This window comes from Haloarcula sp. HT12 (assembly GCF_055271655.1).
On sequence record NZ_JBUXKW010000003.1, the window covers coordinates 411,858 to 437,367 of the forward strand.

Consider the following 25,510-nt stretch of genomic DNA (forward strand, 5'->3'; position numbering starts at 1 on the left):
CCTGTGAAAACGACCACCGGCGTTCGGATCGTGGCGCGCTCTGGAGCGGGACGCGGTCCGCTACAGGGTTTCGTCGCTGTCGTCGCTGTCGTCGGAGCCGCCGAGATACAGCCGCAGGCCGAGCGCGACGACAGCGACGACGCCGAGAGCCACGAGCGCGAGGCGACCGACGCTGCGGCCACTGCTGGGTTCGTCGTCCGTCTCATCGTTCGTTTCGCTCGTTCGAGAGCGCGACCACCGTGATTTGCTCGCCGATTCGTCGTCATCGTCCGAGGAACTGAACGGAGCGTTCGCAGTGAACTCAGCGCCGTCGAGATGCAGTTCGAGGAGGGTGAATTCGGCCATACTGACAGTTCGATGCCGTGACTCTTAGCCGTCGCGGTACCAGAGCCACGGTGGGGCGGTCCCAGACCGCGTGCCGTCCGCTGTTTTCATGACCACGGGGCAATTACGCCGCGTATGGACACACGACGACGCGAGTTCCTGGAATCGCTGCTGACGACGCCCGGCCCGTCTGGATACGAGGCCGACAGCCAGCGGGTGTGGCTCGACTACGTGGGCGAGTTCGCCGACGAAGTCCGAACGGACGACTACGGGAACGCCGTCGCCAAAGTCGAAGGCGGGGACACGACCGTCGCGCTCGCGGGCCACGGCGACGAGATCGGGTTCATCGTCCGGGACCTCACCGACGACGGGTTCGTCAAACTGGGCCGTATCGGCGGCTCGGACAAGACCGTCTCGCGCGGGCAACACGTCACCATCCACACGACCGACGGCCCGGTGTCCGGCGTCGTGGGGCAGACCGCGATTCACCTCCGGGATTCGGACGACGACTCCGTACCGGAGATAGCCGAACAGCACGTCGACGTGGGGGCCGAGGACGGCGACGAGGTGGAGTCACTCGTCGACCGCGGCGACCCGGTGACGTTCGTCCAGACGCTGAGCGAACTGGAGAACGGCCGTCTCGCGGCTCGGGGAATGGACAACCGAATCGGGATCTGGGCGGCCGCCGAGGGGCTTCGGCGCGCGGCGGAGACCGGCGCGGACGCGACAGTGTATGCTGTCTCCACGGTCCAAGAGGAAGTCGGCGTCCAGGGCGCGAAGATGGTCGGGTTCGACCTCGCGCCGGACGTCGCTATCGCCGCTGACGTAACACACGCGACGGACTCGCCGAACTCACCGGGCAAGGCTGACACCGGCGTCGAACTCGGCGCAGGGCCGGTCGTCGCCCGCGGGAGCGCGAATCACCCGGTCGCCGTCGACGCGCTCAGAGAGACCAGCGAGGCCGAGGACATCGACATCCAGTTGCAGGCGACGGGGACGCGCACGGGAACCGACGCGGACGCCTTCTACACCTCCCGTGGCGGCATTCCGTCGGTCAACGTCGGCCTGCCGAACCGCTACATGCACACGCCGGTCGAGGTCATCGACCCCGACGACCTCGACGCGCTCGCGGACCTGCTGGCCGGCTTCGCCGTCCGAGCGGCCGACCGAGCGCCCTTTAGCGTCGACGTGTAGGACAGCAGGGCGGTATCGCGTGTGACACCATACAAACGGTACGTTTAAGCGGCCGTCACTATCCAAACCGTACATGAGTGGACGACCGCTGGATGTACTCGAAGCGTCCCTCGGTGAGACAGTCACCGTACAGCTGAAGGGTGGCGAAATATTCGAGGGGGAACTCACCGGCTACGACCAACACATGAACCTCGTCGTCGAGGATGAAGACACAACGATTATACGCGGCGATAACGTGGTCTCGATTACTCCATGACTGGCGCAGGAACTCCGAGTCAGGGCAAGAAAAACACCACGACGCACACGAAATGTCGTCGCTGTGGTGAAAAGTCGTATCACACGAAAAAGAAGGTCTGCTCGTCGTGCGGTTTCGGCAAGTCGGCCAAGCGGCGTGACTACGAGTGGCAGTCGAAAGCGGGCGAATAACACACTCAACACAAATGCACGAGAAGTGCGGCGTTGTTGGCATCTCTTTGGAGGACCGTGACGCCGCCCGACCGCTCTACTACTCCTTGTACGCGCTCCAGCACCGCGGCCAGGAATCGGCCGGCATCGTCACCCACGACGGGTTCCAGCAGTACAGCCACGTCGAGATGGGCCTCGTCGGTGACGCCTTCGACCCCGGCGACCTGGAATCGCTCAACGGCTCGAACGGTATCGGTCACGTCCGATACCCGACCGCCGGGAGCGTCAACGCCTGCTGTGCTCAGCCCTTTTCGGTCTCGTTCAAATCGGGGTCGCTGGGCCTGTCCCACAACGGGAATCTCGTCAACGCCGACGAGATCGGCGACGAACTGGCCGACCTCGGCCACGCCTTCACCTCGGACGGCGACACCGAGGTCATCGCCCACGACCTCGCGCGTAATCTCTTAGAGGAGGACCTGGTTCGGGCCGTCAAGCGGACGATGAACCGCATCCACGGGTCGTACTCGCTGACCATCATGCACGACGAGACGGTGCTCGGCGTGCGTGACCCGCAGGGGAACCGACCGCTGTGTATCGGCGAACTCGAGGACGGCTACGTGCTGGCCTCCGAGTCGGCCGCCATCGACACGCTCGACGGAGAACTCATCCGGGACGTCAAGCCCGGGGAACTCGTCGTCTTACACGCCGATGGAACCGGCTACGACACCTACCAGCTCGTCGAACCCGAGAACACGGCCCACTGCTTCTTCGAACACGTCTACTTCGCGCGACCGGACTCGACCATCGACGAGAACCTCGTCTACGAGGTCCGGCGGGAACTGGGCCGGAAACTCTGGGAGGAGTCCGGCGTTGAATCGGACGTGGTGTTGCCGGTGCCCGACTCCGGGCGCGCGTTCGCCTCCGGCTACGCCGAGGCCGCACAGGACGACGGCTCGGACATCGAGTTCGCCGAGGGGTTGATGAAAAACCGGTACGTCGGCCGCACGTTCATCATGCCGACCCAGGACGAGCGCGAGCGGGCCGTCCGGCTGAAGCTCAACCCCATCAAGTCCACGATCGAGGGCAAGCGCGTCACCATCATCGACGACTCTATCGTCCGCGGGACGACGTCGACGCAACTGATTCAGTTGCTGAAAGACGCCGGGGCCGAAGAGGTCCACGTCCGCATCGGCGCGCCGCCCATCGTCGCCCCCTGTTACATGGGCATCGACATGGCCTCCCGCGACGAACTCATCGCCGGGAACCAGTCCGTCGACGAGATCCGCGACGAAATCGAAGCGGATTCGCTGTCGTATCTCTCTATCGACGCCATCGCGGAGACGCTGGACAAGAGCCAGACAGACCTCTGTCTGGGCTGTGTCACCGGCGAATACCCCTACGACATCGAGGGCGAAGCGACGGATCGGGACGTTACCCGCCCGGATATCGGCACGCAGTCGAGCCCGGCCGACGACTGAGCAGACGGCGGTTATTTTTCGTCGCGACTACCACACCAGATACAGCATCGCGTACACGGCGATACCCATGGTAAAGGAAATCAGCCACAGTCCCGCGGCCAGCTTTCCAGCCCGGGGGTGGTTCGTCGCCGGTAGCTCCGAGACGGGGTACGTGTAGGCAAGCAGCAGGACGTAGTACACCGCCGGGATAGCGACGATGGCAAGCAGGATGTGGATAGCGAGGAAGGGGAGATAGAAGTACGTCTCGACGACCGACGGACCGGTGAAGTCGGTCGGCCCGACAAGCGTGATCCGGTAGAGGTACAACACGAGAAACAGGGCGAACAGGCCAAACGACGAGAGCATCAGCTTCCGGTGTCTGGCGACGTTCCCGTGGCGGATCGCCCGAACGCCGCCGACGATAGTCCCGATAGCGAGGGCGCTGATAACGGCGTTTGCGTGGGGGATCGCCGAGAGAACAGTCGCGGGAGCGGCGGGGAGCGCCGACCGGGGAATCGCCCCGAGAACGGCCCCGAACACGAGCGCGAGCGACACGACCGTCAACAGGCCAGTGAGTGCTGGCACGCGATACCGAGCCTGAAGGTCCATACTCGATCTCCGGACTGGACGCAAAATACGGTTTCGAGTCGCGTACAGCGAGTCGCTGTCGCTACTTGTCTTTCGCTGCCGACCGTTCGACGCCGGTTACCTCCAGACAGACCCGTCCGGTCGGTTCATCGGCGATGGAGATCTCCCACCCGTGCCCGTGTGCGATCTCCCGTATCACGGCGAGGTGGAGTCCCACCCCTTCGTCGGTGGAGGCGTAGTAGAGTTCGAACGGCCCCTCGCTCCCCGCCTCCAACGGGGGGCCGTCGTGTTCGAGGGCGAACCCGTCGGCCGTGTCCGTGACCGTTATCTCCCCGGCCTCGCCCTGTTCCGTGGCGAGCCGGAAGAAGTTCTCCGCAAGCTGACACAACCTGTTGCTATCGGCCAGAATCGTCTCGGTACAGTCGACTTCGAGTGTCGATCCATCGGTGTCGACCGTCGCCCAGGCGTCCGCCATCACGTCGGCGAGCATGACTGGATCGACGGTGTACTGTCGGCCGCCCTGCCGGGCGATCTCCATGAGATCGTCGATGAGAAACGACATGCGGGTGTGGCTGCGCTGGATGGCGTCGAACTCCTCGGCGGCGTGTTCAGTGGCTAGCAGTTCGACCCGCCCCATCGCCGCCTGGAGCGGGTTCCGGAGCTCGTGTGAAATTATTTGTGCGAGCTCTCGCAGCCGTTCTTTCTGTCGTTCCAGTTCCGTCGTCCGCTGCTGGAGCGCGTCTTTCGTCTGGCTCGCGTCGATAGCCAGCGCGATGTTGTGGCCGACCTCCCGGAACGTGTCCTGTTCCTCCGTGTCGAAGATATCGACGCGGTCGGCGTACACCGCGAGGACGCCGTACGAAGTCCCATCGTACACCAAGGGGACGGCGAGAACGCGGACGCAGTCTGCCTCTAGCGCGTCTGTCTCGTCCGCGACCGCTGTCGGATCGATGTCCGCAACGACGAGCCGGCCCTCCGATTCAGCACGGACCAGCGGCTCCGGTGCGGTGATGGTTCCGCGGTCGTGCTGAGAGCCCAGGGCTCGAACGACCGGCCTGTCGTGCTGACAGGTCACCGTACAGGCCTCGCTGTACCTGGCCGTGCCCGCAAGCACCGCCGTGACGTCGCGTTCGATGTCCATCCGCGACTGCGAGCGGACGAGCGCCTGATTGACCAGCCGGACGGCCTCGTTGAGCTGTTTTCGCTTGTTCGCCCGTTGACGGGCCGGGGTGGAAGCAACGGCGGCGTCGACCTGCGCTAGTAGCCGCTGGTGGGCGTCGCCCACTGTGTCCGGAACGTAACCGAACACGTCACGGCTGTAGGCCTCGCGGGCGATGTCGCCGTTCGTCACCTCCGCAAAGAGGACGACCGGGAGTTCGGGGTAGTTCCGTCGCAGTCGCTCGATAACAGTCAGCCCACCGAGATACTGCGTCCCGTCCGGGTTCTCCACTTCGCAGTTCGTGACGACGCAGTCCGTGTCGTAGTCGTCGAGGGCACACTCCAGGTCACGCACACCTTCGAACTCGTGGACGGTGATACCACTGTCCCTGAGCATCGAAATCACGGCCCTGTCCTGGCTCGGACTGCGGACAAACAGGACGGTGGGCTGTGACTTCATTGCCCAATCGAGGAGAGACACGCATAAAGAAGTTACACCATCACCACCACTACTGTTGACATTTTCGCCGTCTCAGCGACGCTATTGTCCAATCCAGGGGACGATTTATACACGTGGCTCCGCATCCTTTGATGATGGCACACCCGGGGCTTGAGACGCATCGGACCCAGTCAGAAGTCATCCGTGCGATACAGTCACTAATCGACAGCGCCGACGAGATCGTCACGGTCGCGATACCGAAATCGTCCCTCCCCGAGTTCGCGCCGCAACTCAGCGCCGCTATCGAGCGGGAGACGCTGGTGTTGTTACTGGTCCATGGCGACGCGACAGCGCCGACGCCCGGGTACGAGGACATCGCGACGGCGGTCCGAACAATCGAGAGCGGCATCACCCCACTGCTCGTGACTGCCGATCTCCAGCGCGGGCTGACGGGCCACTTCGAGATGTTGACTGGCCCGGAGGCGGACCACCAGGCCACGGAGTTCGATAACGAGAACCTCGCTCACGACGAGTTCACGATGTTTCTCGGCACCCACTGGCTGATGGGAACGGAACGCTACGTCGCTCCCGTGTGTGCGTTCCCGCGGACGTTCTCCGCGTTCCAGTTCGCAGTGTTCATGGCGGCGCTGGCACTGCGTGCGGGGGCGCAGCTCACTGCCCGCGCTCGGGTGATCTCGACGACGGATCGAACGGAGACGACGATATCGGGACCGGTGATAAACGTCCGGCAGAGCATCGTCTATCCCGCATCGAGCAAGAACCCGGCCGAACGGTCACTCACTATCGATACCGATGCCGGACCGGTCACTGTCGGTGGGACCGGTGCCACGAAGGAAACCTACGAATGTCGCGAAATCACGCTGGATAGCGCTGACGGGGACTAACGCAGCGAGAAAATCGCCTGCAGGAAAAAAGTCGGTGTCGATATCTCGACCGTCGCTACTGGAACGTGCGGCTGGCCGTGCTCTCCTCGGTGACGTCGGGTTCGGTCCGATCGAAGCGCTGTTCGATCTCGTCGTAGCGCTCGCGGGTCTCCTCGGTGACGCTGGGGCCGACTTCATCGAGCGCGTGCTCGAAGTGGTCCATCGTCACGCGGACGTTGCTGACGCTGTCGCCGATCTCCTCGGGGTCCACGCTGTTGATGAACTCCCGGGTCGCGGCCATCGACGCCTCGCGGGCGACCGCTTCGATATCCGCGCCGACGTAGCCGTCCGTGCGGCTGGCCAGGTCGTCGAGGTCGACGCCGTCGGCCAGGGGCTTGTTCCGGGTGTGGACCTGGAAGATGGCGCGGCGGGCTTCCTCGTCCGGCACCGGCACGTGGACGTGCCTGTCGAGCCGACCGGGGCGCAGGAGCGCGTTGTCGATGAGGTCCGGCCGGTTCGTGGTCGCGACGACCACGACGTTCTCCATGTCTTCGATGCCGTCAAGCTCCGTCAGGAGCTGGGAGACGACGCGTTCACCGACGCCGGAGTCGGTCGTCCCGCCGCCACGTTCGCCGGCGATGGAGTCGATCTCGTCGAAGAACACCACGGTCGGGGCGTTCTCGCGGGCCTTGCTGAACACTTCGCGGACGCCCTTCTCGGACTCACCCACGAACTTGTTCAGGAGTTCCGGCCCCTTCACGGAGATGAAGTTGGACTGGGCCTCGTTGGCGACGGCCTTGGCCAGCAGCGTCTTCCCCGTGCCGGGCGGGCCGTACATCAGGACGCCTTTGGCCGCTTCGAGGTCCATCGACTCGAACACGTCTTCGTACTCCAGGGGCCACTGGATGGTCTCCCGGAGCCGTTCCTTGGTGTCTTCGAGTCCACCGACGGAGTCCCAGGTGACGTCCGGGACCTCGACGAAGACTTCCCGGAGCGCGGAGGGCTCGATGCCCTTCATCGCCTCGCGGAAGTCCGTGTCGCTGATTTCCAGGCGTTCGAGGACCTCGGCGTCGATTTCGTCGGATTCGAGGTCGAGCTCCGGCCGGATGCGCCGCAGCGCGTTCATCGCGCTTTCCTTCGTGAGGGAGGCGAGGTCAGCGCCGACGAAGCCGTGGGTGTTTTCGGCGTAGTTCTCGATGTCGATTTTCTCGGAGAGGGGCATCCCGCGGGTGTGGACCTGCAGGATCTCCTTGCGTCCCTCCTTGTCCGGGACGCCGATCTCGATCTCGCGGTCGAAGCGGCCACCACGGCGCAGCGCGGGGTCGATGGCGTCGACGCGGTTCGTCGCGCCGATGACGATGACCTGTCCGCGCTCTTCGAGCCCGTCCATCAGACTGAGCAGCTGGGCGACGACGCGGCGTTCCACGTCGCCCTGAGTCTCGCCGCGCTTGGGCGCGATAGAGTCGATCTCGTCGATGAAGACGATGGCAGGGGAGTTCTCCGAAGCCTCGTCGAAGATTTCACGGAGTTGCTCTTCGCTCTCGCCGTAGTACTTCGACATGATCTCCGGGCCGGAGATGGTGGTGAAGTACGCGTCGATCTCGTTGGCGACGGCCTTGGCCATCAGCGTCTTGCCGGTGCCGGGCGGGCCGTGCAGGAGGACGCCCTTCGGCGGCTCGATGCCGAGCTGCTGGAACAGTTCGGGGTGACGCATCGGCAGCTCGATCATCTCCCGGACTTGTTCGAGCTCGCGGTCGAGACCGCCGATGTCCTCGTAAGTAACGTCGGGCGTGTCGCGGGCTTCCGGCGCGCCCTCGCCGCTGTGGACCTGTTCGGCGGGCATCTCGCTGACCTGAATGTCCGTGGAGTCGGTCACGACGACCGTTCCGGAGGGCTCGGTTTCGGCGATCTTCAGCGGGATCTTCTGACCGGACATAGAGGAGAGCGGTCCGAGACCGAAGCTCACCGGAACGGTCTGGCCCTGCGTGACGGCCTGGCCGCTGAGATTGTTGCGGATCATCGGGCCGACGTTGCCCCGGACCCGAAGGTTCTGGGGCAAGGCGACGGTGACCGAGGTCGCGGGGTTCACGTCGGCTTTCTCGATATTCACGTGGTCGTCGATACCGACGTTGGCCTCCTGGCGGAGTTGGCCGTCGATACGGACGATGCCTTTCCCCTCGTCCTCGGGGTAGCCGGGCCAGACACGGGCGACCGCGCGACTGTCCTGTTTCCCTTCGAGAACGATGTAATCGCCGTTCTCGAGATCGAGTTCGTCCATCGCGGCGCGGTCGATAGCCGCGAGGCCACGGCCGGCGTCTTTCTGTTTGAGTGGTTTAACGGTAAGTCTCATCAGTTATCTCCCTCGTCCTCTGACAGTTCGATAGTGAGAACCCCGTGATTGATAAACGCTCGTGCGTCGCCGGCGGGGATCTCCTGTTCGTGCTGGTGGCCGTCCGCGACGACGATGACGGTCCCGTCGACCACATCGACACTCGCATCGGCGGCAGGTCCCACGTCCGCCGCGAGGACGACGGTGTCGTCGTACTCGAATCGGCGGAGGGGCGTCTCGTCGAACAACTGCTGTTCTGAAGTCATGCTAACTCAAAGTAAGCGTGATAAGTATATAAACCTATCGACGAAATACGCTGTACGGCAGAAAAATACACGTAGTTGCTTGAATGCGGTTCACACCTTCTCTGGGCGCGCCAACCTTTTATCCACACCGCTTCCGAACCGTGGTGCATGGAGTGGGTCAGTCACGACGGTCGAGTCACGGTGTACAGACAGACACAGTCCGCCGCTGCGGGACCGACGGCGCTGTATGTTCACGGTAGCGGCGCGACACACCGCGTGTGGGGGCATCAGTACGCCCCATCCGGACCGACCCATCCCGCCGTCGCGCTGGACCTGTCAGGCCACGGAGAATCCGACGACATCGACACCGCTGCCGGGACCCCGACGCTCGACGCGTACGCGGACGACGTGGTCGCCGTGGGGCGGGAGGCGGACGCGGACGTACTGATCGGGAACTCGCTCGGTGGGGCCGTCGCCCAGTGGGTCGCGCTCGAACGGGACTGGACCCCCGCAGCCCTGGTGTTGCTGGGGACCGGCCCCGAACTCCCCGTGTTCGATGGGCTCCAGGAGTGGCTCGCGAGCGACTGGGACCGCGCCGTCGAGTTCCTCCACGAGCGGGACCGCCTGTTCCACGACACCGACCACGAGGCCGTCTCCCGCTCCCGCGAGGGGATGGAGGAAGTCGGGCAGGCAGTGACCCGCCGCGACTTCATGACCTGCCACGGTTTCGACGTGCGGGACCGACTGGGCGAGATTGACGTACCCGTGCTGGCCGTCTGTGGCGAACACGACAAACTGACCCCGCGTGCGTATCACGAGACACTGGCCCGCGAGGTCCCTGACGGGGAGGTGTCGTTCGTCCCCGACGCTGCCCATCTGGCGATGGTCGAACAGGCTGCGGTCTTCAACGACATTATGGCGGAGTTCATCGAGGACGCGGTCTGAGCGAACGCGGGCGGCAAGGAGTTATTCTCCGGGATAGACCCACGGTCCGAGCGCGAAAAACAGCAGCGCGATGGCGAGCATCGCCCGCGGCCCGGCCCGGGACAGCGCCGTCGGCGCGACGACGGCCACCGCCTGGACGACGCCCATCGGAACCGCGGTTTTCGGCCCGGGCTTGGGGTAGTCGAAGGGCGCAATCATCGCCAGGGAGAGGGCAAGCGCCCCGACGCTCAGCACGAGCGGGTCGGTGATACCGCTCAGATAGGCCGTCGCGATGATGATACTGCCCAGGGTGTTCGGCATGCCCGGCCGCTCGTCGGGGGAATCGAAGTACGTCGAGTAAAAGGCTGTCCGAACGATGGAACAGACGACGTATGCGGAAGCGAGCAACACGAGGCCGACGAACACGGCCGGGTGGGCGGCCTCGATACCGCCGTAGGCGTTCGTCAGCAGGACGTACAGGAAGAGGCTCGGCGTCGCCCCGAACGAGACCACGTCGGTCACGGAGTCAAGCAGCGGACCGACCGCCGAGCTGTCGCCGTTCCGGGCGACGATTCCGTCTATCGCGTCGGCGATGACCGCCAGCAGGATGAGCCGAGCGGCCAGGTGCAGGTCGGTGAACGCGATGGCTCCGGCGACGAACCCGACGACGGCGTTGAACAACGTCACCGTGTCGGCGACACTGAGTCGTCGGCGTACCTCGAAGCCCATGGTTCCCCGGTTGGCCACGGCGTATATGAAGGACTCGAAACCGAACGCCTCGCAGCGCCGGCAAGCAGCCGATCACTCCTCCGGGAGGTCGTGGCCGATGACGAGCCGAGCCGCCGTGGCGAGCGTCCCGACGACCAGAACGACCAGTTCCCAGCCGCTCCGGGCGATGGGGAACACGCGGTCGACGGCTTCGGGTTCCGCCTGTCCCGGGGTGGGGTCGACGCCGGTACTCATCTGGACCTCGCTGGAGTTGCCCATCGATTGGGTGGTCGAGCCCCCGCTGCCGCTGCTTGCACTGGTGCTCCCAGACGTCTGCGGGGTCGGCTCGGGCAGTTCGACGAACGTCTGGACGATGCCGCGCTGGCTCGATAGCTCCAGATGGCCGCTGAGCTGGTAGAACTGGTCGTACAGCGGCCAGAAGAGGTTCGCACCGCCCGTGATCAGGTCCAGCAGGACGTGCCCCACCGCATACACGACGACACAGAACCAGCTGACTCGAACGCCGTAGGCCCCCCAGCGGTCCTTGATGTACGACTCCTCCCGCACGTACAGATCGACCGCGATGAGGAGGGCTAGCACCGCCGGGATGACGAGGTTCGTCGTTGCCGCTCGGTGGCCGGCCTGCCAGTAGAGGCCGATGAACGCGTCCACGTCAGGGAAAGTGACGACGAGTATCGACAGGAACAGTGACCGCTTGTCGAATGCAGCACCCAGCAGCGTCGCAGCGAGCAACCCCACGAAGGCGTAATGAACCACCAGCGAAGGCATATAGGTATCACTACCACAACCGAAATGAGCGTTGTGGTGGGTGGTATCAGAACTAGAAAACGCCCCGCCTGATTAATAATGTCTCGATAGATACGTTGTTACTGGGGAATCGGTGGGATGGGGCGGCACCCATCAGTACTTCTCTACGCAGTAGTGACGCATTGGGTCAGAAGCCATCAGTACTTCTCTATGCAGTAGAGACGCACCGGGTCAGAGGAGCGGAAAACAAGTACCGACAGCGTGCCGTTCAGTCCGCCGTTATCTCTTGCTGTGCGGTGGCGGCTTCGTCTTCGACCGGGGTGACGAGCCTGTAGCCCCCGTACAGGGCCAGGACCAGGAGGCCGGCCAGGACCAGCCCGGTCCGGAGCGTCGGATCGACCATCGGGGTCGCGATGATCTCGCCCGCGTCGTTCGTCAGCGGTGCCGCGCCGTACGGCTGCCCTGCCAGTATCTCCACGATGCCGAGGACGACGACGCCCAGCAGAATCAGTCCGCCGCTGAGTGCCATCGCCGCTTTGTCAATGACGGTGGTGTGTTGTTGCATTGGTGGTCACCTCCTTAGCCGAGCAGGTACCTGAGTTTCGGGTGTCGTTTCACCAGTTTGGTCTTCTCGATGATCGCGTCGAGGCCGTAGTAGCGGCCGGTGGCCAGCACGATCATCGTCATGAACAGCAGCATGCCCATGAAGTCGCCGTTGACCAGCCCGTGGCCGAACTCCGCGTTGCCGATCCAGAACAGGGCCATGAAGAAGACCCCGAAGACGGAGGCGAGCCTGACCAGCGCGCCGACCATCAGTCCGAGTCCGATGAGCGTCTCTCCGAGCGGGACCATCGCCGCGATGAACCCACCCAGGTGTTCGCCCATCAGCACGGGGATCGGACCGAGCGCCGTGTCGGTCATCCCCTTGAGGTAGGTCGGCCCGTAGGTGTAGGCCAGCCCGTCCTCGATGAGCTTCGTCACGCCTGCGTGGAAGAACCACCAGCCGGTTACGACACGCAGGAACGCCAGCCAGTACGCGGTCCACGCCCCGCCGAGCTCTAGCTCGAACTCGTCTGCCAAGGGGTTCGCCGCTTGATAGGACATCTGTGTCACCTCACATGTGTACTTGAGCGGCCAAGGTGCATATAAACGGGAGTGTGTTCCCAGCAACTGAAAACCCCTCTCGGAGCCTGAGAAGTGTAATTTCTCCGATTGAGGGTGTTACCACCCGTTCGGCTGAGGGTTTTTATGTACTCTATCCGGCCGTGGGATCCACCCACGAGCCACCGTGAGGTTCAAACCCTCCATGCGACTACGCTACGGTACCAATGGTACTCGAACTGACGGGCGAACACACCACAGCGCGGGTGATGGTCGACGACGAGTCGCTCGTCGAGAGCGGGTGTCGGGAGCAGATCGAGACGCTCATCGACCACCCCGCGTTCACCGAGCCGGTTCGGATCATGCCGGACACGCACTGGGGAGCAGGCGCACCCATCGGCTTCACGATGCCGCTTGGCGAACGTGTCGTCCCGAACATCGTCGGCGTCGATGTGGGCTGTGGGATGGCCGCGACGAACCTCGGGCCGGACCTCCCGCTGGAAGACGAAGAGCGCGAGCGACGCGTGCGCGAGGCGGTCCCAATGGGCCGGTCGGTCCACGACTACGACGACGCAGTCCACTTCGTCGAGGAGTTCCCGTTCGAACGGGCCAACCGCGTCTTCGAGCAGTTCGACGCGGCCTACGCCGAGCGGTTCGGCGAGCACATCGACCCCGTCGAGTTCGACTTCGACGGCTACGACGAGGACTACTTCGAGTCGTTGTGTGACCGCGTCCTGGCCGACCAGCGCCAGGGAATGGGCTATATAATCAAGAGCGCGGGGACACTTGGCGGCGGGAACCACTTCGTGGAGTTCGGCCAGGCCCGCGATTCGGGCGACTACTGGCTTGTCATCCACAGCGGCTCCCGGTATCTGGGCAAGTCCGTCGCCGAGTACTGGCAGTCGACCGCGACGGACCGCCGGACTATCGGCGAGATCCGCGAACAGATCCCCGAAGAGTACGTCGAGTACCTGAAGTTCGACCCCGACACCGTCGAATCGCGGGACCTCTACGCCTGGGTCACCGGCGGCATGGGCGAGTCCTACATCCGGAAGGACCGCCTCCGCCGCGAACTGGACGGCAAGGATATCGAGGACGCCTTCGACGCGCTGGGACAGGTCCAGGATGCCATCCACAGCAGCGACGATGAGGACCGGAACACGGACTTAGACTGGCTCGAAGGCCGCGAAGCCCACGGCTACTTCGTCGACATGCTGTTCGCCCAGCAGTACGCCCGCTGGAACCGTGAACTGATGAGTGACGCCGTCTGTGATGCCCTGGGAATCGACCCTGTCGACCGGTTTCAATCGATTCACAACTATATCGATTTCAGGGACCTGACCATCCGAAAAGGTGCGACACCGGCCCGGGAGGACCAGCGGTTGCTGATTCCGTTCAACATGGCCGAGGGGTCGGTCATCGCGCGGGGGAAGGGCAACGACGAGTACCACCAGACCGCCCCACACGGTGCGGGCCGTGTGATGAGCCGCCGGCAGGCCCACAGCGATATCGACATGGACGAGTTCGCCGCGGCGATGGACGGCGTCTACTCGGAGTCCGTCATCGAAGGCGTCCGCGACGAAGCGCCGATGGCGTACAAGGACGCCGATGTGATCCTCTCGGCCATCGAATCCACGGCGGAGGTCGTCGAGTACGTCGACGCCGTCCACAATCTGAAGGCCACTGAGTGAGCAGACCTGTTAGTCCGGCAGAAAGTCATTTGCACGCGAAGGCCCTGTCCCCTGTATGACCATTCTCGTGGCTATCGCCAACGACTCGGTCTCCCCGGCGGTCATCGACACGGCGGTTCGGCTCGCCGACGGGCTCGACGAGGAACTGTACGTCGTCCACCTCGTCGACGAGGACACTGCCGACGGCACGGCCAAGCAGCTCCGGGACGAGATGCGCGAGCGGTTCCGCGACGCGACCGTCGTGGCAACTGTCGCTATCGAACACGTGGGGCGATCCGCGATGCGGTCGGGCACGCGAATCGGCAACGAACTGGTCGAACTCGCGGCCGACGTGGACGTGTGCCACATCGTCATGGGCCACGAACCGAAGGGCCTGGCTGGTCGGCTCCGAGAAGGGGACGCCAGCTCTGCGGTCATCAACGGCGCAGAGGTGCCGGTCACTGTCGTTCCGGAGCCACACGCACAGCACACACAGTCGGAACAGTAGCGCCCTACAGCCCCAGCTCCCGGCCGAGCACCATCCGCTGTATCTCGCTCGTGCCCTCGCCGATCTCCATGAGCTTCGCGTCCCGATAGAACCGCTGGGGGGCGAAGTCCGTCGTGTAGCCGTAGCCGCCAAGCACCTGCACGGCGTCTTCGGCGACCTCGCGACAGATTTCGCTGGCGTCGAGCTTCGCCAGCGAGGAGAGCCGCGTCACGTCTTCGCCCTGGTCGTACATCGTCGCCGCCTTGTGGGTCAGCAGGCGGGCGCGCTCGATCTTTCGGTCCATCTCGACGATCTTGTCGCGGACGGCGTCGAACTTCGAGATGGGGCGGTCGAACTGCTCGCGTTCGGTGGCGTAGGACTTCGCGGCCTCGAAGGCTCCCTGTGCCAGCCCCGTCGAGAGCGCGGCGATAGAGATGCGTCCGCCGTTGAGGGTTTTTAGCGTCTGCTCCCAGCCGTCGCCTTCCTCACCGAGCAGGCGGTCCGCGGGAATCCGGCAGTCGTCGAACTGGAGTTCGCAGGTCGGCGAGGCGTTCAGTCCCATCTTCTCCCACTCGGTCGTCACGTCCCAGCCGTCGTCCGCCGGGGCGACGATGAACGTCGAGATGCCGTCGTAGCCGGCCGCCGGGTCGGTGACGGCCTTGACCAGCACCGACCCCGCGACGGAGGCGTTCGTGATGAACTGCTTGGTGCCGTTGAGGACGTACTCGTCGCCGTCCCGCTCGGCCGTCGTGTCCATGTCGCTGGCGTCGCTCCCGCTTCCCGGTTCCGTCAGCGCCCAGCCGCCGAGATGTTCGCCGGACGCGAGCGGCCTGAGCCAGCGCTCCTTCTGGGCGTCCGTGCCGAACAGCTCTATCGGCTTGCTCCCGAGGGAGGTGTGGGCGACGTACGAGAGGCCGATGCTCCCGGAGACGCGCCCGAGTTCCTCGGCGACGAGCGCGTACATCAGCGTATCGCCGCCGAGCCCACCCCACTCCTCGCTGATGGGGACGCCCATCACGTCCAGGTCGCCGAGTTCCTCGAATATTTCCGCCGGAAACCGGTGCTCGTCCTCGATATCCTGGGCTATCGGCTGAATCTCGTTCTCGCAGAACTCGCGGACCGAATCTCGGATCATCCGGTGTTCGCCGGGAACGTCGAACTCCATACCGGACGTAAGCTCCGTGCCACTAAATACCACGGGGGGAGACACAAGCCATTTGCCCGTTCGTGGCCTTCCCTCAGGGGAATGGCGTTCCGGCGTCTCCTCCGCGGGACGGTCCCCTGGGAGCAACTCGAGGGTGTAGTGCAGGCGGTGATCGAGCGGTACGACGAGCCCGCGGCTCACGTGGCGTTTCTGGAGGCGGAGAACTGGCTCTCGACGCCGCTGGTCGTCAACGACCAGTGGTTCGTGAAAGTTATCACGGAGCAGAACTCGCTGGTCCACACGCTGCTGACCGCCGGCCGCAACATCGGCGCGTTTTCCTCGGGGACCGAGGGCTTTTTCGAACACTTCGGGACGCCCTACGAGATGGCGGAACACGAACTGGCGGCGACCCGGCGGATGCGGGAGATCGGCGTCAACGCCCCCGAACCCATCGAGGCCTTCGAGTACGACGGGATGGGAGTGCTCGTGCTGGAGTACATCCCGGACTTCGAGACGCTGGACGATCTCTCGCCCGAAACGGTCGAGCGACATAGCCCGACGGTGTTTGACTTCCTCCACCGGATGCACGAGGACGGCCTGGCCCACGGCGATTTCCGCTGTGAGAACGTGCTCGTGGCCCACGACGACCTGTACTTCATCGACGCCACGAGCGTCCGCGAGGCGGCAATCCAGGACGCCCGTGCGTACGACCTGGCCTGTGCGCTGGGCGCGCTGGAGCCGCTCATCGGTGCGCCGGCCGCTGTCTCCGCCGCCGCACGCCACTACGATACGTCGGTGCTGCTGGCCGCCGAGGAGTTCCTCGACTTCGTCAACATCCGTCCGGACCACGACTTCGCCGCCGCTGAAATCCGCGGAGCCGTGGAAAAGCGCGCATAGGTCGGCCCGGAACGGTGTCAGTCCGCCGGCGCTGCCCCGACCGCCCGACTTCTGGCGACGACAGCGATACCGACGAGGACAACGGCCCCGCCGGCGACGGTCGACGGGCCGGGTATCTCTGCGAGCAACAGCAGCGCCAGCAGCGCGCTCCCGACCGGTTCGCCAAGCAGCGAGACGCTGACCATGCTGGATTCGACGTGTGCCAGCGCCCAGTTGAGGACGGTGTGGCCGAACACGCCGGGACCGACGGCCATCGCGAGAAACAGGGCCCATTCCCGCGGCGGGTAGCCGGTGACGGGGTAGCCCGACGCGACGACGAAGACGAGCAGGCACACCGCGGCGACGCCGTAGACGACGGTCACGTAGGGGATGAGGGGGAACCGCTGGCGGAGCGACCGCCCGGCGAGTACGTAGCCGGCGGCCATGACGCCGCCGACCAGCGCCAGGGCGTTGCCGTACAGTGGGCGCGGGCCGATGGCCCCGCCACCGAGCAGTTCGCCGATGGACATCACGACGATGCCGCCGATGGCGACCAGGATGCCCGCCATCGTGCCGCGCGTGACGCGTTCGTCCAGCAGCGCCCACGCGCCGACGGCGACGAACAGCGGCTGGCACTGGACCAGCGTGACTGACGCCGCGACGCTCGTCCACGCCAGGCTCTCGAACCACGCGGCGAAGTGCACTGCGAGGGCGACCCCCGTTGCGGCAGCCGCCAGCACGTCCCGTCGTGAGAGTCGCCCGAACGCCGACCGGTGCCGCCCCAGCGCCAGCGGGGCCAGCAGCGCAGTCGTCAACAGAACGCGGTAAAAGGCCGCGACCGACGCCGCGGCCGCGCTCCAGCGGACCAGAATCGCGCTCGTGCTGACCGCCAGCACGGCGACGGTCAGGGCGATTCGCGGGTCGATTCGCGGTTCGGTCACGTCCATCTCGCTCCGTTGTGTCGCGGTGTCGCCACGGCCCCGTCAGTTCTCGCACCGATGCGTCCGGTCATCTGTTGGCTGTATCCGACACGACACTAAAGAAACACCGGCTCCCATAGACGGGACCGTTACTGCCCGCGGGTGGTTACCCTTCGAGCAGTTCCTTCGTCTTCCGATGACGATACCGGAACATCGGCTCCATCCCGAGACAGCCAAGTGGACCGAAGGCCTTGCCCAGCGGCCCGCCGGGCAGTTCGAACTCGACGTGGTCGTGGACGAGCGTCTCCCTGTCGCTCAGCGCCCGGAACGTGTGCGTGTGTTCCCAGTGGGGAAACGGCCCCTCCTCCATCACATCGCGGAACATCGCTTCGTCCTCGCTCTCTTTCCGCGCAACGATATTCGAGACCCAGCGCTGGCGGGGCGGAATACCGAAGGGCTTGATCGAGGAGACGACGACAGACCCGGCGGTCAGTTCCTTGGGATCCGGTTCGCCGTCCGGACCGCGCTCCTCCTCGATGCGGATGTTCATCCAGTCGGGAGTCAGTGCGATCAGCCCGTCGCCTGTCGCGTGGAACTTCCAGACCTCTGACAGCGGGGCTTCGACGCGAACCTGCCGCTCGTAAACGTCCATACACACAGTAGGGGAAGCGCTGGCAAAACATCCGCGGTAGGCGCGACCAGTGCCGGGGGCAACTCAGGGCCAGATGCCGCCTTCCTCGGCGGCCGCGACGACGCGCTGGATGGCGACGACGTACATCGCCGTCCGGAAGTTCGGCGCACCGGTCTCCTCGTAGGTCTCGACGAGGTCGTCGAAGGCGTTCGTGATGACGGTCTCCAGTTCCTCGTTCACGCGCTTTTCGGACCAGTAGAACCGCTGGCGGTTCTGCACCCACTCGAAGTACGACACCGTGACGCCGCCGGCGTTGGCGAGGATGTCGGGGAACACGGCCACGTCACGCGCCGTGAGCACGTCGTCGGCGTTCGGCGTCAGCGGGCCGTTCGCCGCTTCGACGACAATGTCGGCCTGCACGTCCCCTGCGAGGTCGCCGTCGATGGCGTTTTCCAGCGCCGCCGGAACGAGCAGGTCCACGTCCATCGTCAGGAGGTCCTCGTTCGTCAGCTCCTCGGTCGCGCCCTCGTAGCCGGTCAGCGACCCGGTGTCGCTCTTGAACGCCTTGGCATCGCGTGCGTCGAGCCCGTCGGGGTTGTAGACGGCACCGGACGAGTCCGATACCGCGACGATGTTCGCGCCGAGGTCCTCGATGAGCTTCGCCGCTACTGAGCCGGCGTTCCCGTAACCCTGCACGGCCACGGTCGCGCCCTCGATGTCCTTGTCGAGATAGTCGAACGCCTCGCGCGCGGTGAGCATCACCGAGCGGCCGGTCGCTTCGACGCGGCCCGCGCTGCCGCCCGACTCCGGGGCCTTGCCGGTGATGACGCCGGGCTCCGTGGTGTTCTCAAGCGTCTCGTAGGTGTCTTTGATCCAGTTCATCTCCCGCTGGCCGGTGTTGACGTCCGGCGCGGGGATGTCCCGGTCCTCGCCGATAATGGGCCGGAGTTCCTTTGCGAAGGATCGCGTTATCCGCTCCATCTCGCTGGCCGAGTACTGGCGCGGGTCGATCTCGATGCCGCCTTTCCCGCCGCCGTAGGGGATGTTGACGGCGGCGCATTTGTACACCATCCAGCCCGACAGCGCCTTGACCTCGTCGCGTGTGACCTGCGGGTGATAGCGAATCCCCCCTTTGTACGGCCCCCGATCACCGTTGAACTGCGACCGATAAGCTCGAAACACTTCGACGGTGCCGTCGTCCATCTCTACGGAGAGGTTCGTCTCCAGTACCCGCTCGGGGTGTTTCAGCCGTTCGAGCACGTCCGTCGAATATTCGAGGTAGTCCGCCGCGTCGTCGATCTGCTCCTGTAGACTTTCAAATGGGTTAACCTCGGACGACATACGGGTATTGACTGGTACTGTGGGGAAAAGGGTACCGCCGTCCATGGGATTCCCCAGACCAAGAGATGCCCACAACGGAGCTAACTGCTCAGTCGCGGTCGATGCCGGCGCGCTCGACGACTCGTTCCGCCTGTTTCACCTGTGGTGCGTCGACCATCTCTCCGTCGACAACGAACACCCCACCATCGGCGGCGTCACGGGCATCGAGAATCCGCTCGGCCCACTCGACCCGTTCCTCGTCGGGCGTGAACGCTTCGTTAATCACAGGGACCTGGGCTGGATGGATCGCGAGTTTCCCGTCGTAGCCAAGCTCGACGGCCGTCTGGGATTCGGTTCGAAGCCCATCGGTGTCGTTGAAATCCGGGTAATGGGTGTCGATGGGTGCCACGCCGGCGGCTCGGGCGGCGAGTACGACGTGTTGGCGCGCGTAGCTCACTTCCCGCCCGCCCGCAGTCCGCGTCGCGCCGATGTCGCCGGCCAGGTCCTCGGCCCCGAACACGAGCGCATCGGTCGCGGCCGCCGCTGCGATCTCCTCGGCGTGCAGGATACCCGCCGCGGATTCTACCAGCGCCAACACCGGACAGTCGACGCCATGGGACGCAAGCAGCGACCCCAACTGTTGGACGTCCGCCGCGTCGCGCGTCTTCGGAAGCATCACGCTGTCCGGGGCCGGGGCCGAGCCGTCGAGAACGACCGCGAGGTCGTCTTCGGCCCCCGACCCGACAGGATTGACCCGAACACACACTTCGGGCGACGCCGGCAGCACGTCGGCTAACGCCTCACGGACCGTCTCTCGGGCCGCCGGTTTAGCCTCCGGTACGACGGCGTCTTCGAGGTCGTACACGATCACGTCGGCCTCGCTCGCCGCGGCTTTCCGTAGCTTCGCCCCGTCATCGCCCGGGGAGAACAGGACACTTCGGCGGGCCATATGAGGGCTATGTCCGCACCCGTAGTAAGTGATGGGCGGGCCGGCATAGCGAACCGACGGTTGAGCGTCGTCCCCGCCCCCACGGCTAAGAGCCGCCCGCGTCTGTGCTCAGCTATGCCCGGCAAGTACTACGAGGAGTTCACCGAGGGCGAGACCATCGTCCACGAGAAGCGCCGGACCGTCAGCGAGAGCGACAATCAACGGTTCTGTGATCTGACGATGAACCAGCAGCCGCTCCACCTCGACGCCGAGTTCGCCGCCGAGACGCAGTTCGGCGAGCGCCTGGTCAACGGACTGTACACGATGTCGCTCGCAGTCGGACTGACGATACCCGACACCACCGACGGAACGATTGTCGCCAATCTCTCCTACGACGACGTGGAGCACCCGGCACCGGTCGTCCACGGCGACACGATACGCGCGGAAACGACGGTCCTGCACAAGCGACTGACCAGTGACGAAGACCGGGGTATCGTCACGATGCAGGTCGACGCCTACAATCAGGACGACACGCTCGTCTGTACGTTCGAGCGGACGGCGCTGGTCCAGCGAGCGGACGAGTGAGAGCGGCGAGCGGGGCCATCATAGCCCGGACGGCTACAGGCCGATCAAAAGGGTCCCGTTGATCACGACGGCCGCCACCCACGGGAGCGCCAGTCCGAGCGGCACGACGACGCCGCGCTGATCGCTTACCAGCTTACGTGTCAGCCCCGCCAGCCCCAACACCCCGATCTTCGTCAGTGCGAGGACAGCGATTCCGAATGTCTCTATCGCGACTCGCATCACGGGGTTTCCCTCGTGCAGGCCGTGCTGGAGACCGACGTGTGTGAGCCACACGTCGATGACGAGCGTGGCGACGACGACAAGCCATAGTTCTCGCTCGACACTTGCGAGTTCGTCGAGCAGGGCGCTACACCACCCGTCGATGGTCCCTATCGGGACCGGTCGGTCCGGTGCGTACACGTCACCCTCCGCGACCACGCCCCCACGTGGTCTGATATTCTATTCTCGCGAAGTGTATTAAATACACACTGTTTACTGATGAAACGGTGGGAGTAGGGGCCGTTTACCGCCCTGGATGTGCGGTATTCGGACTGGGCGCGGTTGGCGTCAGAGAATCGTACCGTGTTTCTTCTCCGGCCGATCTTTCTCGACATCCTCGTACAGATCAAACCGCGTAGCGATTTCCTCGCGCAGGTCGCCCGGCGGCACGATCTCGTCGATAACGACCTCGCTCGCCATCCGATGAACGTCGATATCCTCGCGGTATTCCTCGCGGAGTTCCTGCTCGCGCCTGGCGCGCTCTTCCGGGTCGTCTATCGCGTCCAGCTTGTTCGCGTACACCGCGTTTATCGCGGCTTCGGGACCCATGATCGCGATTTCACTGCCCGGGAGCGCGAGGGTCGCTTCGGGGTCGTAGGCGGGGCCTGACATGGCGTAAATGCCCGCGCCGTAGGCCTTCCGAACGACGACGCACTGCTTCGGCACCGTGGCCTGTGACGTGGCGTAGATCATCCGCTTGCCGGCCTCCAGAATGCCCTCCTTTTCGACCGAGGAGCCGGCCATGAACCCCGGGGTGTCACACAGATACAGCAGCGGAATGTTGTAGGCGTCACAGGTCCAGACGAAACCGGCAGCTTTGCGGGCCGCATCGGGGAATATCGCGCCGGCTCGCTGGCTCGGCTGGTTGGCGACGATGCCGACTGGTCGACCATCGATCCGGGCGAACCCGGTCAGAATCTCGGTTCCGTACTGTGACTGCAGTTCGAAGAAGGAGTCTGCATCGACGACGCGTTCGATGACCCGCTGCATGTCGTAACCCTTGTTCGGTTCTGCGGGAATGACCGAGTCGAGGCCAGCAGGGTCGACTGCGGGCGCAGTCCCGTCCGTCCGTGGCGGTTTCTCGTCAGCGTTGTCGGGCAGGTACGTGATGAGCTGGGCGACGAGTTCCCGGGCGTGGTCCTCGTCGTCAGCGACCAGGTCCGCACTGCCGGAATGGCGGGCGTGCAGGTCCGGCCCACCGAGCCTTTCGAGGTCGATGTCCTCCCCGGTGACCATCTCGACCATCCGGGGTGAGGCGATCGCTAGCGCGCTCATGCCCCGGACCATGACGGTGAAGTCGGCGAACACCGGCGTGTAGGCCGCACCGGCGATACACGGGCCATAGAGCACACAGATCTGCGGGACTGCACCGGACAGCAGCGAGTGGTTGTAGTAGAACTTCCCGATCCCCTCGCGGTTGGCGAAGAAGCCGCGCTGCTGGTCGATCCGGCCGCCCGAGGAGTCGACCAGGTACAGCAACGGCTGGCCGCTCTTTAACGCGCGCTCTTGCAGTCGGAGGAACTTCTCGACGCCGTGGCGGGCAATCGAGCCCGCTTTGACCGTGAAGTCGTTGGCGGCGACGTGTACCTGTCGGCCCTCGAAGGTCCCCGCGCCGGTGACGAGGCCGTCGGCCGGCAACCGGTCGTCCGCCTCGTCCACGTCGGGACTGCTGGGGTGCCACGAGTCGAAGTTCGCGAACCGCCCGTCCTCGAAGTCCAGGCCGTCGTCGCCAAACCAGAGGTCGAGCCGGTCGCGGACGAACAGTTTCCCTTGCTCAGCGAGGCGATCCCGATACTTCTGTGGCCCGCCGCGCTCGATGTCGTCGATCTCCTCGCGGAGCCGCTTCTCGCGCGCTGTCGGTGCAGCGTCTACCGAATCACCGTCCGTGGATGTGTCGGTGCCTTCGTCCCCGTCGGTCACCTCGCGGACCAGTGTCGGGGTTTCCTCCTCGCCGACGTATACTTCGACGGTTCGACCCGTATGTTCGGCGACAGCGGCCGCAATGGCCGACGCCTCGTCGCGCGTGGCTTCGGCCGCGATATGGACCTTCATACCACACTCAACGGCCCCGGGGGTCACAGTAGTTGCCCCGCCTGCGATTATCACGTCTCGTAATGGTGGCGCACCATTGATATCGAGTGCCGGAGTACTCATGCACCATGAGCGACACCGGCCACTCCCCAGAGACACCTTCGTCGTGTGGGAGTCCGCGCCGGTGGCTCCCGGTTCTTGTCGTGCTCCTCGCGGTCCCGTTGCTCACTGCGGTGACTGCAGGCACGGTCGCGGCCGAGGACACCGAACCGCCGGAGTGGGGCAACGCGACGCGGGGCAACGCCACGGCTATCGAGGTGACCCTGTACGACGACGACGGATCGCTCGACACGAGTACGATCCAGGCGAACGATTTCGCGCTGACCGCGGGCCGTGTCGGGAACGTCTCAGTCACGTCGGTAAACGCCTCCGGAGCGAACCGGAGCGGGGTGCGCGTTTCGCTGCTGCTCGAAAAAAAGGTCGACACCGACAACGTCACCGTCAGCCTGCGTGACACCGCCAGTATCACCGACGAAGCGGGTAACGAACTCCCACACGAGTCGGTCACTGTCACCGGGATGGACGCCGTCGTGCCGAAGTACCGGGATTTCAACGTCACTCGCGTCAACAGTTCGACCGCCGAGGTCACTGTCGAGACACACGAACCACTGAGCCAGCTGCGGGTCTCCGTCGGGGGTCCGTCGCTCGACGAACTGAACATCTCGGGGTTCTCCGAACGCACCGGTAATTCGGCCACCTACACCCGGGAGTACAGGTTCCCGGAGGAGGGCGAGTACTCGCTGCTGCTGATGTCCGTGACCGATACGAACGGGAACGAGAACTCCTTTGGCCGACAGCGGACGTTCCTCTATGACGGGTCCGCGCCGAACATCTCCGTCGCCGGTCCGGAGAACGCGACGGTCGGCGAGTCGGTGACCTTCTCCGCGGCGGCGACGACGGACGACCAGGGCGTCGACTCGATCCGGTGGCAGGTGGGGAGTGACACGATTCTGACCGGCGAGAACATCACCGTGGCTTTCGCCTCGCCCGGCAGCCACGAAGTCTCGGTGACGGCGGCTGATCCGCTCGGGAACGCGGAGACAGTGACCAGAGTCGTGTCTGTGTCGGGCAATGGAACCGGCGGAAACGTGACCGTTCGGCAACCGAACGCGACTGTGGCGAACGTGTCGGCGAATGGAACGGGACAGTCACAGCGGATTCAGGCTCCGGAGGGTGCACTCGTCAGCGGTCAGAACGGGACGCTGGAGCGGCTTGCTGTGACGTTCCCGCGAAACGAGTCCATCGCACTCACTATTCGAGCCCGACAGCCTGCTCCGTCGTTCGCGACTGCGACCGGCCACACCGGCGTCAGCCGGTTCGATATCGACCACGGCGCCGTTCCGGCCGAGGACGCGACGTTTACCTTTACTGTGGACCGTGACGCGCTGGCGGCAGTCGATGCAGATCCCAGTAGCGTGACGCTGTTCCGGAACAGCGACGGGTGGACGCCGTTAGCGACTGAAATCGCCGGCCGGAGTGAGTCACAGATCGTTTATCGGGCTGCGTCGCCGGGCCTCTCGACGTTCGTGGTCGGAATCGAACGGACGACAGCCGCGGACGAAAAACAGACCGCGACCACCGACACAGAGACGACGACTCCCGACCCCGAGCCGACTGAGACACAGACAGAGGAGACTGGCGAACCGGAGATCGTAGTCACGAACGCCACGGCTGTCCCATCGACGCTCGGTCCGGGCGACCGGACTGTCATCACCGTCGAGCTGGAAAACCGGGGAACTGCGAGCGGGGACCACAACGTGATCGTCGCGCTCAACACCTCGATACTGACAACGCGGACGGTCACAGTCCCGGCCAGCGAGACACGAACGACGGAGTTCGCCCGCTCGGTTCCCGAAGACGCTACTGGTGCCCTGACTGTCGACGGGCAACGCATCGGGAACGTGACGGCAAGCAGCAGCGGTTTCTCGCTGCCGGCGCTGCCGTCTGTCGGGATTCCGAACCCGCTTTCGCTGTGGCCCGACGGCATCGTCGGGACAGTGCTGGGCGGGCTATTGGGCGTCGCTATCGGGCTTTACAGCGTTCTCAAAGCGCTGGCGATCTATCTCGGCTACTGAA

At 64.8% G+C, this 25,510-nt stretch carries 27 protein-coding genes; 11 read left to right on the plus strand and 16 right to left on the minus strand.

Annotation, left to right across the window (positions count from 1 at the left end):
- Nucleotides 1-60: 60 nt before the first annotated feature.
- Complete coding sequence (locus tag ACY9XZ_RS11725) at nucleotides 61-345, minus strand: hypothetical protein (RefSeq protein WP_463457208.1); 285 nt, start codon at nucleotides 343-345, stop codon at nucleotides 61-63.
- 114 nt (nucleotides 346-459) lie between these two features.
- Between ACY9XZ_RS11725 and ACY9XZ_RS11730 the strand changes: the two genes are divergently transcribed.
- From ACY9XZ_RS11730 to purF, 4 genes are all read left to right on the plus strand, one after another.
- Nucleotides 460-1,518, plus strand: a complete 1,059-nt coding sequence (locus tag ACY9XZ_RS11730; protein ID WP_463457209.1) for a M20/M25/M40 family metallo-hydrolase — start codon at nucleotides 460-462, stop codon at nucleotides 1,516-1,518.
- A 73-nt stretch (nucleotides 1,519-1,591) separates the two neighbouring features.
- Nucleotides 1,592-1,774, plus strand: a complete 183-nt coding sequence (locus ACY9XZ_RS11735) for an LSM domain-containing protein (RefSeq protein ID WP_004592851.1) — start codon at nucleotides 1,592-1,594, stop codon at nucleotides 1,772-1,774.
- Nucleotides 1,771-1,944 carry a 50S ribosomal protein L37e gene (locus ACY9XZ_RS11740; RefSeq protein ID WP_004517916.1) on the plus strand — a complete coding sequence of 58 codons (174 nt, stop codon included), beginning with the start codon at nucleotides 1,771-1,773 and terminating at the stop codon, nucleotides 1,942-1,944. The genes ACY9XZ_RS11735 and ACY9XZ_RS11740 overlap by 4 nt, the downstream gene beginning before the upstream one ends.
- A 14-nt stretch (nucleotides 1,945-1,958) precedes the next feature.
- Nucleotides 1,959-3,401: an amidophosphoribosyltransferase gene (gene purF / locus ACY9XZ_RS11745; protein ID WP_463457210.1), complete on the plus strand. Its 1,443-nt coding sequence runs from the start codon at nucleotides 1,959-1,961 to the stop codon at nucleotides 3,399-3,401.
- 27 nt (nucleotides 3,402-3,428) lie between these two features.
- On the opposite strand, the gene ACY9XZ_RS11750 is transcribed toward purF, so the two are convergent.
- Together ACY9XZ_RS11750 and ACY9XZ_RS11755 are read right to left on the minus strand one after the other, a co-directional pair.
- Entirely contained in the window at nucleotides 3,429-3,989 is a 561-nt protein-coding gene (locus ACY9XZ_RS11750; RefSeq protein WP_463457211.1) for a DUF420 domain-containing protein, read from the minus strand.
- A 61-nt stretch (nucleotides 3,990-4,050) separates the two neighbouring features.
- Nucleotides 4,051-5,586, minus strand: coding sequence for a histidine kinase dimerization/phospho-acceptor domain-containing protein (locus tag ACY9XZ_RS11755; protein WP_463457212.1), 1,536 nt, complete (start codon nucleotides 5,584-5,586; stop codon nucleotides 4,051-4,053).
- Between the two features lie 131 nt (nucleotides 5,587-5,717).
- Between ACY9XZ_RS11755 and ACY9XZ_RS11760 the strand changes: the two genes are divergently transcribed.
- Nucleotides 5,718-6,470: a TrmB family transcriptional regulator sugar-binding domain-containing protein gene (locus ACY9XZ_RS11760; RefSeq protein WP_463457213.1), complete on the plus strand. Its 753-nt coding sequence runs from the start codon at nucleotides 5,718-5,720 to the stop codon at nucleotides 6,468-6,470.
- A gap of 55 nt (nucleotides 6,471-6,525) precedes the next feature.
- On the opposite strand, the gene ACY9XZ_RS11765 is transcribed toward ACY9XZ_RS11760, so the two are convergent.
- On the minus strand, nucleotides 6,526-8,799 hold the full coding sequence (locus ACY9XZ_RS11765) for a CDC48 family AAA ATPase (RefSeq protein ID WP_463457214.1): 2,274 nt from the start codon (nucleotides 8,797-8,799) through the stop codon (nucleotides 6,526-6,528).
- Nucleotides 8,799-9,044 carry a DUF7127 family protein gene (locus ACY9XZ_RS11770; RefSeq protein ID WP_463457215.1) on the minus strand — a complete coding sequence of 82 codons (246 nt, stop codon included), beginning with the start codon at nucleotides 9,042-9,044 and terminating at the stop codon, nucleotides 8,799-8,801. Before ACY9XZ_RS11770 ends, ACY9XZ_RS11765 begins: the two co-directional genes overlap by 1 nt.
- Before the next feature lie 147 nt (nucleotides 9,045-9,191).
- Here ACY9XZ_RS11770 and ACY9XZ_RS11775 point away from each other — a divergent pair, with 147 nt between their 5' ends.
- Nucleotides 9,192-9,968 carry an alpha/beta fold hydrolase gene (locus tag ACY9XZ_RS11775; RefSeq protein ID WP_463457216.1) on the plus strand — a complete coding sequence of 259 codons (777 nt, stop codon included), beginning with the start codon at nucleotides 9,192-9,194 and terminating at the stop codon, nucleotides 9,966-9,968.
- A gap of 21 nt (nucleotides 9,969-9,989) precedes the next feature.
- Here the strand turns inward: ACY9XZ_RS11775 and ACY9XZ_RS11780 are convergent, their stop codons facing one another.
- The 4 genes from ACY9XZ_RS11780 to ACY9XZ_RS11795 form a co-directional block, all read right to left on the minus strand.
- Nucleotides 9,990-10,676, minus strand: a complete 687-nt coding sequence (locus tag ACY9XZ_RS11780; protein ID WP_463457217.1) for a protein sorting system archaetidylserine synthase — start codon at nucleotides 10,674-10,676, stop codon at nucleotides 9,990-9,992.
- A gap of 72 nt (nucleotides 10,677-10,748) precedes the next feature.
- Nucleotides 10,749-11,444, minus strand: a complete 696-nt coding sequence (locus ACY9XZ_RS11785) for a metal-dependent hydrolase (RefSeq protein ID WP_463457218.1) — start codon at nucleotides 11,442-11,444, stop codon at nucleotides 10,749-10,751.
- Between the two features lie 247 nt (nucleotides 11,445-11,691).
- Nucleotides 11,692-11,988 carry a hypothetical protein gene (locus tag ACY9XZ_RS11790; protein ID WP_463457219.1) on the minus strand — a complete coding sequence of 99 codons (297 nt, stop codon included), beginning with the start codon at nucleotides 11,986-11,988 and terminating at the stop codon, nucleotides 11,692-11,694.
- Between the two features lie 14 nt (nucleotides 11,989-12,002).
- Nucleotides 12,003-12,527, minus strand: a complete 525-nt coding sequence (locus ACY9XZ_RS11795) for a DoxX family membrane protein (protein ID WP_463457220.1) — start codon at nucleotides 12,525-12,527, stop codon at nucleotides 12,003-12,005.
- A 224-nt stretch (nucleotides 12,528-12,751) separates the two neighbouring features.
- Between ACY9XZ_RS11795 and ACY9XZ_RS11800 the strand changes: the two genes are divergently transcribed.
- Nucleotides 12,752-14,215: an RtcB family protein gene (locus tag ACY9XZ_RS11800; RefSeq protein ID WP_463457221.1), complete on the plus strand. Its 1,464-nt coding sequence runs from the start codon at nucleotides 12,752-12,754 to the stop codon at nucleotides 14,213-14,215.
- 55 nt (nucleotides 14,216-14,270) lie between these two features.
- Nucleotides 14,271-14,702: a universal stress protein gene (locus ACY9XZ_RS11805; protein ID WP_463457222.1), complete on the plus strand. Its 432-nt coding sequence runs from the start codon at nucleotides 14,271-14,273 to the stop codon at nucleotides 14,700-14,702.
- A 4-nt stretch (nucleotides 14,703-14,706) separates the two neighbouring features.
- Here ACY9XZ_RS11805 and ACY9XZ_RS11810 read toward each other — a convergent pair whose 3' ends face one another.
- Entirely contained in the window at nucleotides 14,707-15,846 is a 1,140-nt protein-coding gene (locus tag ACY9XZ_RS11810; protein WP_463457223.1) for an acyl-CoA dehydrogenase family protein, read from the minus strand.
- A gap of 81 nt (nucleotides 15,847-15,927) precedes the next feature.
- On the opposite strand from ACY9XZ_RS11810, the gene ACY9XZ_RS11815 reads away from it, so the two are divergent.
- On the plus strand, nucleotides 15,928-16,722 hold the full coding sequence (locus tag ACY9XZ_RS11815) for an RIO1 family regulatory kinase/ATPase domain-containing protein (RefSeq protein WP_463457224.1): 795 nt from the start codon (nucleotides 15,928-15,930) through the stop codon (nucleotides 16,720-16,722).
- A gap of 17 nt (nucleotides 16,723-16,739) precedes the next feature.
- On the opposite strand, the gene ACY9XZ_RS11820 is transcribed toward ACY9XZ_RS11815, so the two are convergent.
- The 4 genes from ACY9XZ_RS11820 to ACY9XZ_RS11835 form a co-directional block, all read right to left on the minus strand.
- Complete coding sequence (locus ACY9XZ_RS11820; protein ID WP_463457225.1) at nucleotides 16,740-17,648, minus strand: DMT family transporter; 909 nt, start codon at nucleotides 17,646-17,648, stop codon at nucleotides 16,740-16,742.
- A gap of 139 nt (nucleotides 17,649-17,787) precedes the next feature.
- Nucleotides 17,788-18,273 carry an SRPBCC family protein gene (locus ACY9XZ_RS11825; RefSeq protein WP_463457226.1) on the minus strand — a complete coding sequence of 162 codons (486 nt, stop codon included), beginning with the start codon at nucleotides 18,271-18,273 and terminating at the stop codon, nucleotides 17,788-17,790.
- Nucleotides 18,274-18,336: 63 nt separating this feature from the next.
- The gene (locus ACY9XZ_RS11830) at nucleotides 18,337-19,593 is read right to left on the minus strand and encodes a Glu/Leu/Phe/Val family dehydrogenase (protein WP_463457227.1); all 1,257 of its coding nucleotides are present in this window, start codon (nucleotides 19,591-19,593) and stop codon (nucleotides 18,337-18,339) included.
- 88 nt (nucleotides 19,594-19,681) lie between these two features.
- Nucleotides 19,682-20,521: an HpcH/HpaI aldolase/citrate lyase family protein gene (locus tag ACY9XZ_RS11835; protein ID WP_463457228.1), complete on the minus strand. Its 840-nt coding sequence runs from the start codon at nucleotides 20,519-20,521 to the stop codon at nucleotides 19,682-19,684.
- A gap of 114 nt (nucleotides 20,522-20,635) precedes the next feature.
- On the opposite strand from ACY9XZ_RS11835, the gene ACY9XZ_RS11840 reads away from it, so the two are divergent.
- Nucleotides 20,636-21,085: a MaoC family dehydratase gene (locus ACY9XZ_RS11840; protein WP_463457229.1), complete on the plus strand. Its 450-nt coding sequence runs from the start codon at nucleotides 20,636-20,638 to the stop codon at nucleotides 21,083-21,085.
- A 33-nt stretch (nucleotides 21,086-21,118) separates the two neighbouring features.
- Here the strand turns inward: ACY9XZ_RS11840 and ACY9XZ_RS11845 are convergent, their stop codons facing one another.
- Together ACY9XZ_RS11845 and ACY9XZ_RS11850 are read right to left on the minus strand one after the other, a co-directional pair.
- Nucleotides 21,119-21,502 (minus strand): DUF5658 family protein, encoded by a 384-nt coding sequence (locus ACY9XZ_RS11845; RefSeq protein ID WP_463457230.1) that lies wholly within the window; start codon nucleotides 21,500-21,502, stop codon nucleotides 21,119-21,121.
- Nucleotides 21,503-21,631: 129 nt separating this feature from the next.
- Entirely contained in the window at nucleotides 21,632-23,395 is a 1,764-nt protein-coding gene (locus ACY9XZ_RS11850) for an acyl-CoA carboxylase subunit beta (RefSeq protein WP_463457231.1), read from the minus strand.
- Nucleotides 23,396-23,502: 107 nt separating this feature from the next.
- On the opposite strand from ACY9XZ_RS11850, the gene ACY9XZ_RS11855 reads away from it, so the two are divergent.
- Complete coding sequence (locus ACY9XZ_RS11855; protein WP_463457232.1) at nucleotides 23,503-25,509, plus strand: PKD domain-containing protein; 2,007 nt, start codon at nucleotides 23,503-23,505, stop codon at nucleotides 25,507-25,509.
- The last annotated feature ends 1 nt before the right edge of the window (nucleotide 25,510 follow it).

Coding starts and splice junctions, on each gene's coding strand:
- ACY9XZ_RS11770 (WP_463457215.1), bottom strand. CDS start 9,044: ATGACTTCAGAACAGCAGTTGTTCGACGAGACGCCCCTCCGCCGATTC.
- ACY9XZ_RS11795 (WP_463457220.1), bottom strand. CDS start 12,527: ATGTCCTATCAAGCGGCGAACCCCTTGGCAGACGAGTTCGAGCTAGAG.
- ACY9XZ_RS11735 (WP_004592851.1), top strand. CDS start 1,592: ATGAGTGGACGACCGCTGGATGTACTCGAAGCGTCCCTCGGTGAGACA.
- ACY9XZ_RS11825 (WP_463457226.1), bottom strand. CDS start 18,273: ATGGACGTTTACGAGCGGCAGGTTCGCGTCGAAGCCCCGCTGTCAGAG.
- ACY9XZ_RS11805 (WP_463457222.1), top strand. CDS start 14,271: ATGACCATTCTCGTGGCTATCGCCAACGACTCGGTCTCCCCGGCGGTC.
- ACY9XZ_RS11830 (WP_463457227.1), bottom strand. CDS start 19,593: ATGTCGTCCGAGGTTAACCCATTTGAAAGTCTACAGGAGCAGATCGAC.
- ACY9XZ_RS11785 (WP_463457218.1), bottom strand. CDS start 11,444: ATGCCTTCGCTGGTGGTTCATTACGCCTTCGTGGGGTTGCTCGCTGCG.
- ACY9XZ_RS11840 (WP_463457229.1), top strand. CDS start 20,636: ATGCCCGGCAAGTACTACGAGGAGTTCACCGAGGGCGAGACCATCGTC.
- ACY9XZ_RS11760 (WP_463457213.1), top strand. CDS start 5,718: ATGATGGCACACCCGGGGCTTGAGACGCATCGGACCCAGTCAGAAGTC.
- ACY9XZ_RS11725 (WP_463457208.1), bottom strand. CDS start 345: ATGGCCGAATTCACCCTCCTCGAACTGCATCTCGACGGCGCTGAGTTC.
- ACY9XZ_RS11750 (WP_463457211.1), bottom strand. CDS start 3,989: ATGGACCTTCAGGCTCGGTATCGCGTGCCAGCACTCACTGGCCTGTTG.
- ACY9XZ_RS11775 (WP_463457216.1), top strand. CDS start 9,192: ATGGAGTGGGTCAGTCACGACGGTCGAGTCACGGTGTACAGACAGACA.
- ACY9XZ_RS11810 (WP_463457223.1), bottom strand. CDS start 15,846: ATGGAGTTCGACGTTCCCGGCGAACACCGGATGATCCGAGATTCGGTC.
- ACY9XZ_RS11855 (WP_463457232.1), top strand. CDS start 23,503: ATGAGCGACACCGGCCACTCCCCAGAGACACCTTCGTCGTGTGGGAGT.
- ACY9XZ_RS11835 (WP_463457228.1), bottom strand. CDS start 20,521: ATGGCCCGCCGAAGTGTCCTGTTCTCCCCGGGCGATGACGGGGCGAAG.
- ACY9XZ_RS11800 (WP_463457221.1), top strand. CDS start 12,752: ATGGTACTCGAACTGACGGGCGAACACACCACAGCGCGGGTGATGGTC.
- ACY9XZ_RS11780 (WP_463457217.1), bottom strand. CDS start 10,676: ATGGGCTTCGAGGTACGCCGACGACTCAGTGTCGCCGACACGGTGACG.
- ACY9XZ_RS11820 (WP_463457225.1), bottom strand. CDS start 17,648: ATGGACGTGACCGAACCGCGAATCGACCCGCGAATCGCCCTGACCGTC.
- ACY9XZ_RS11815 (WP_463457224.1), top strand. CDS start 15,928: ATGGCGTTCCGGCGTCTCCTCCGCGGGACGGTCCCCTGGGAGCAACTC.
- ACY9XZ_RS11740 (WP_004517916.1), top strand. CDS start 1,771: ATGACTGGCGCAGGAACTCCGAGTCAGGGCAAGAAAAACACCACGACG.
- ACY9XZ_RS11730 (WP_463457209.1), top strand. CDS start 460: ATGGACACACGACGACGCGAGTTCCTGGAATCGCTGCTGACGACGCCC.
- purF (WP_463457210.1), top strand. CDS start 1,959: ATGCACGAGAAGTGCGGCGTTGTTGGCATCTCTTTGGAGGACCGTGAC.
- ACY9XZ_RS11790 (WP_463457219.1), bottom strand. CDS start 11,988: ATGCAACAACACACCACCGTCATTGACAAAGCGGCGATGGCACTCAGC.
- ACY9XZ_RS11765 (WP_463457214.1), bottom strand. CDS start 8,799: ATGAGACTTACCGTTAAACCACTCAAACAGAAAGACGCCGGCCGTGGC.
- ACY9XZ_RS11755 (WP_463457212.1), bottom strand. CDS start 5,586: ATGAAGTCACAGCCCACCGTCCTGTTTGTCCGCAGTCCGAGCCAGGAC.
- ACY9XZ_RS11850 (WP_463457231.1), bottom strand. CDS start 23,395: ATGAAGGTCCATATCGCGGCCGAAGCCACGCGCGACGAGGCGTCGGCC.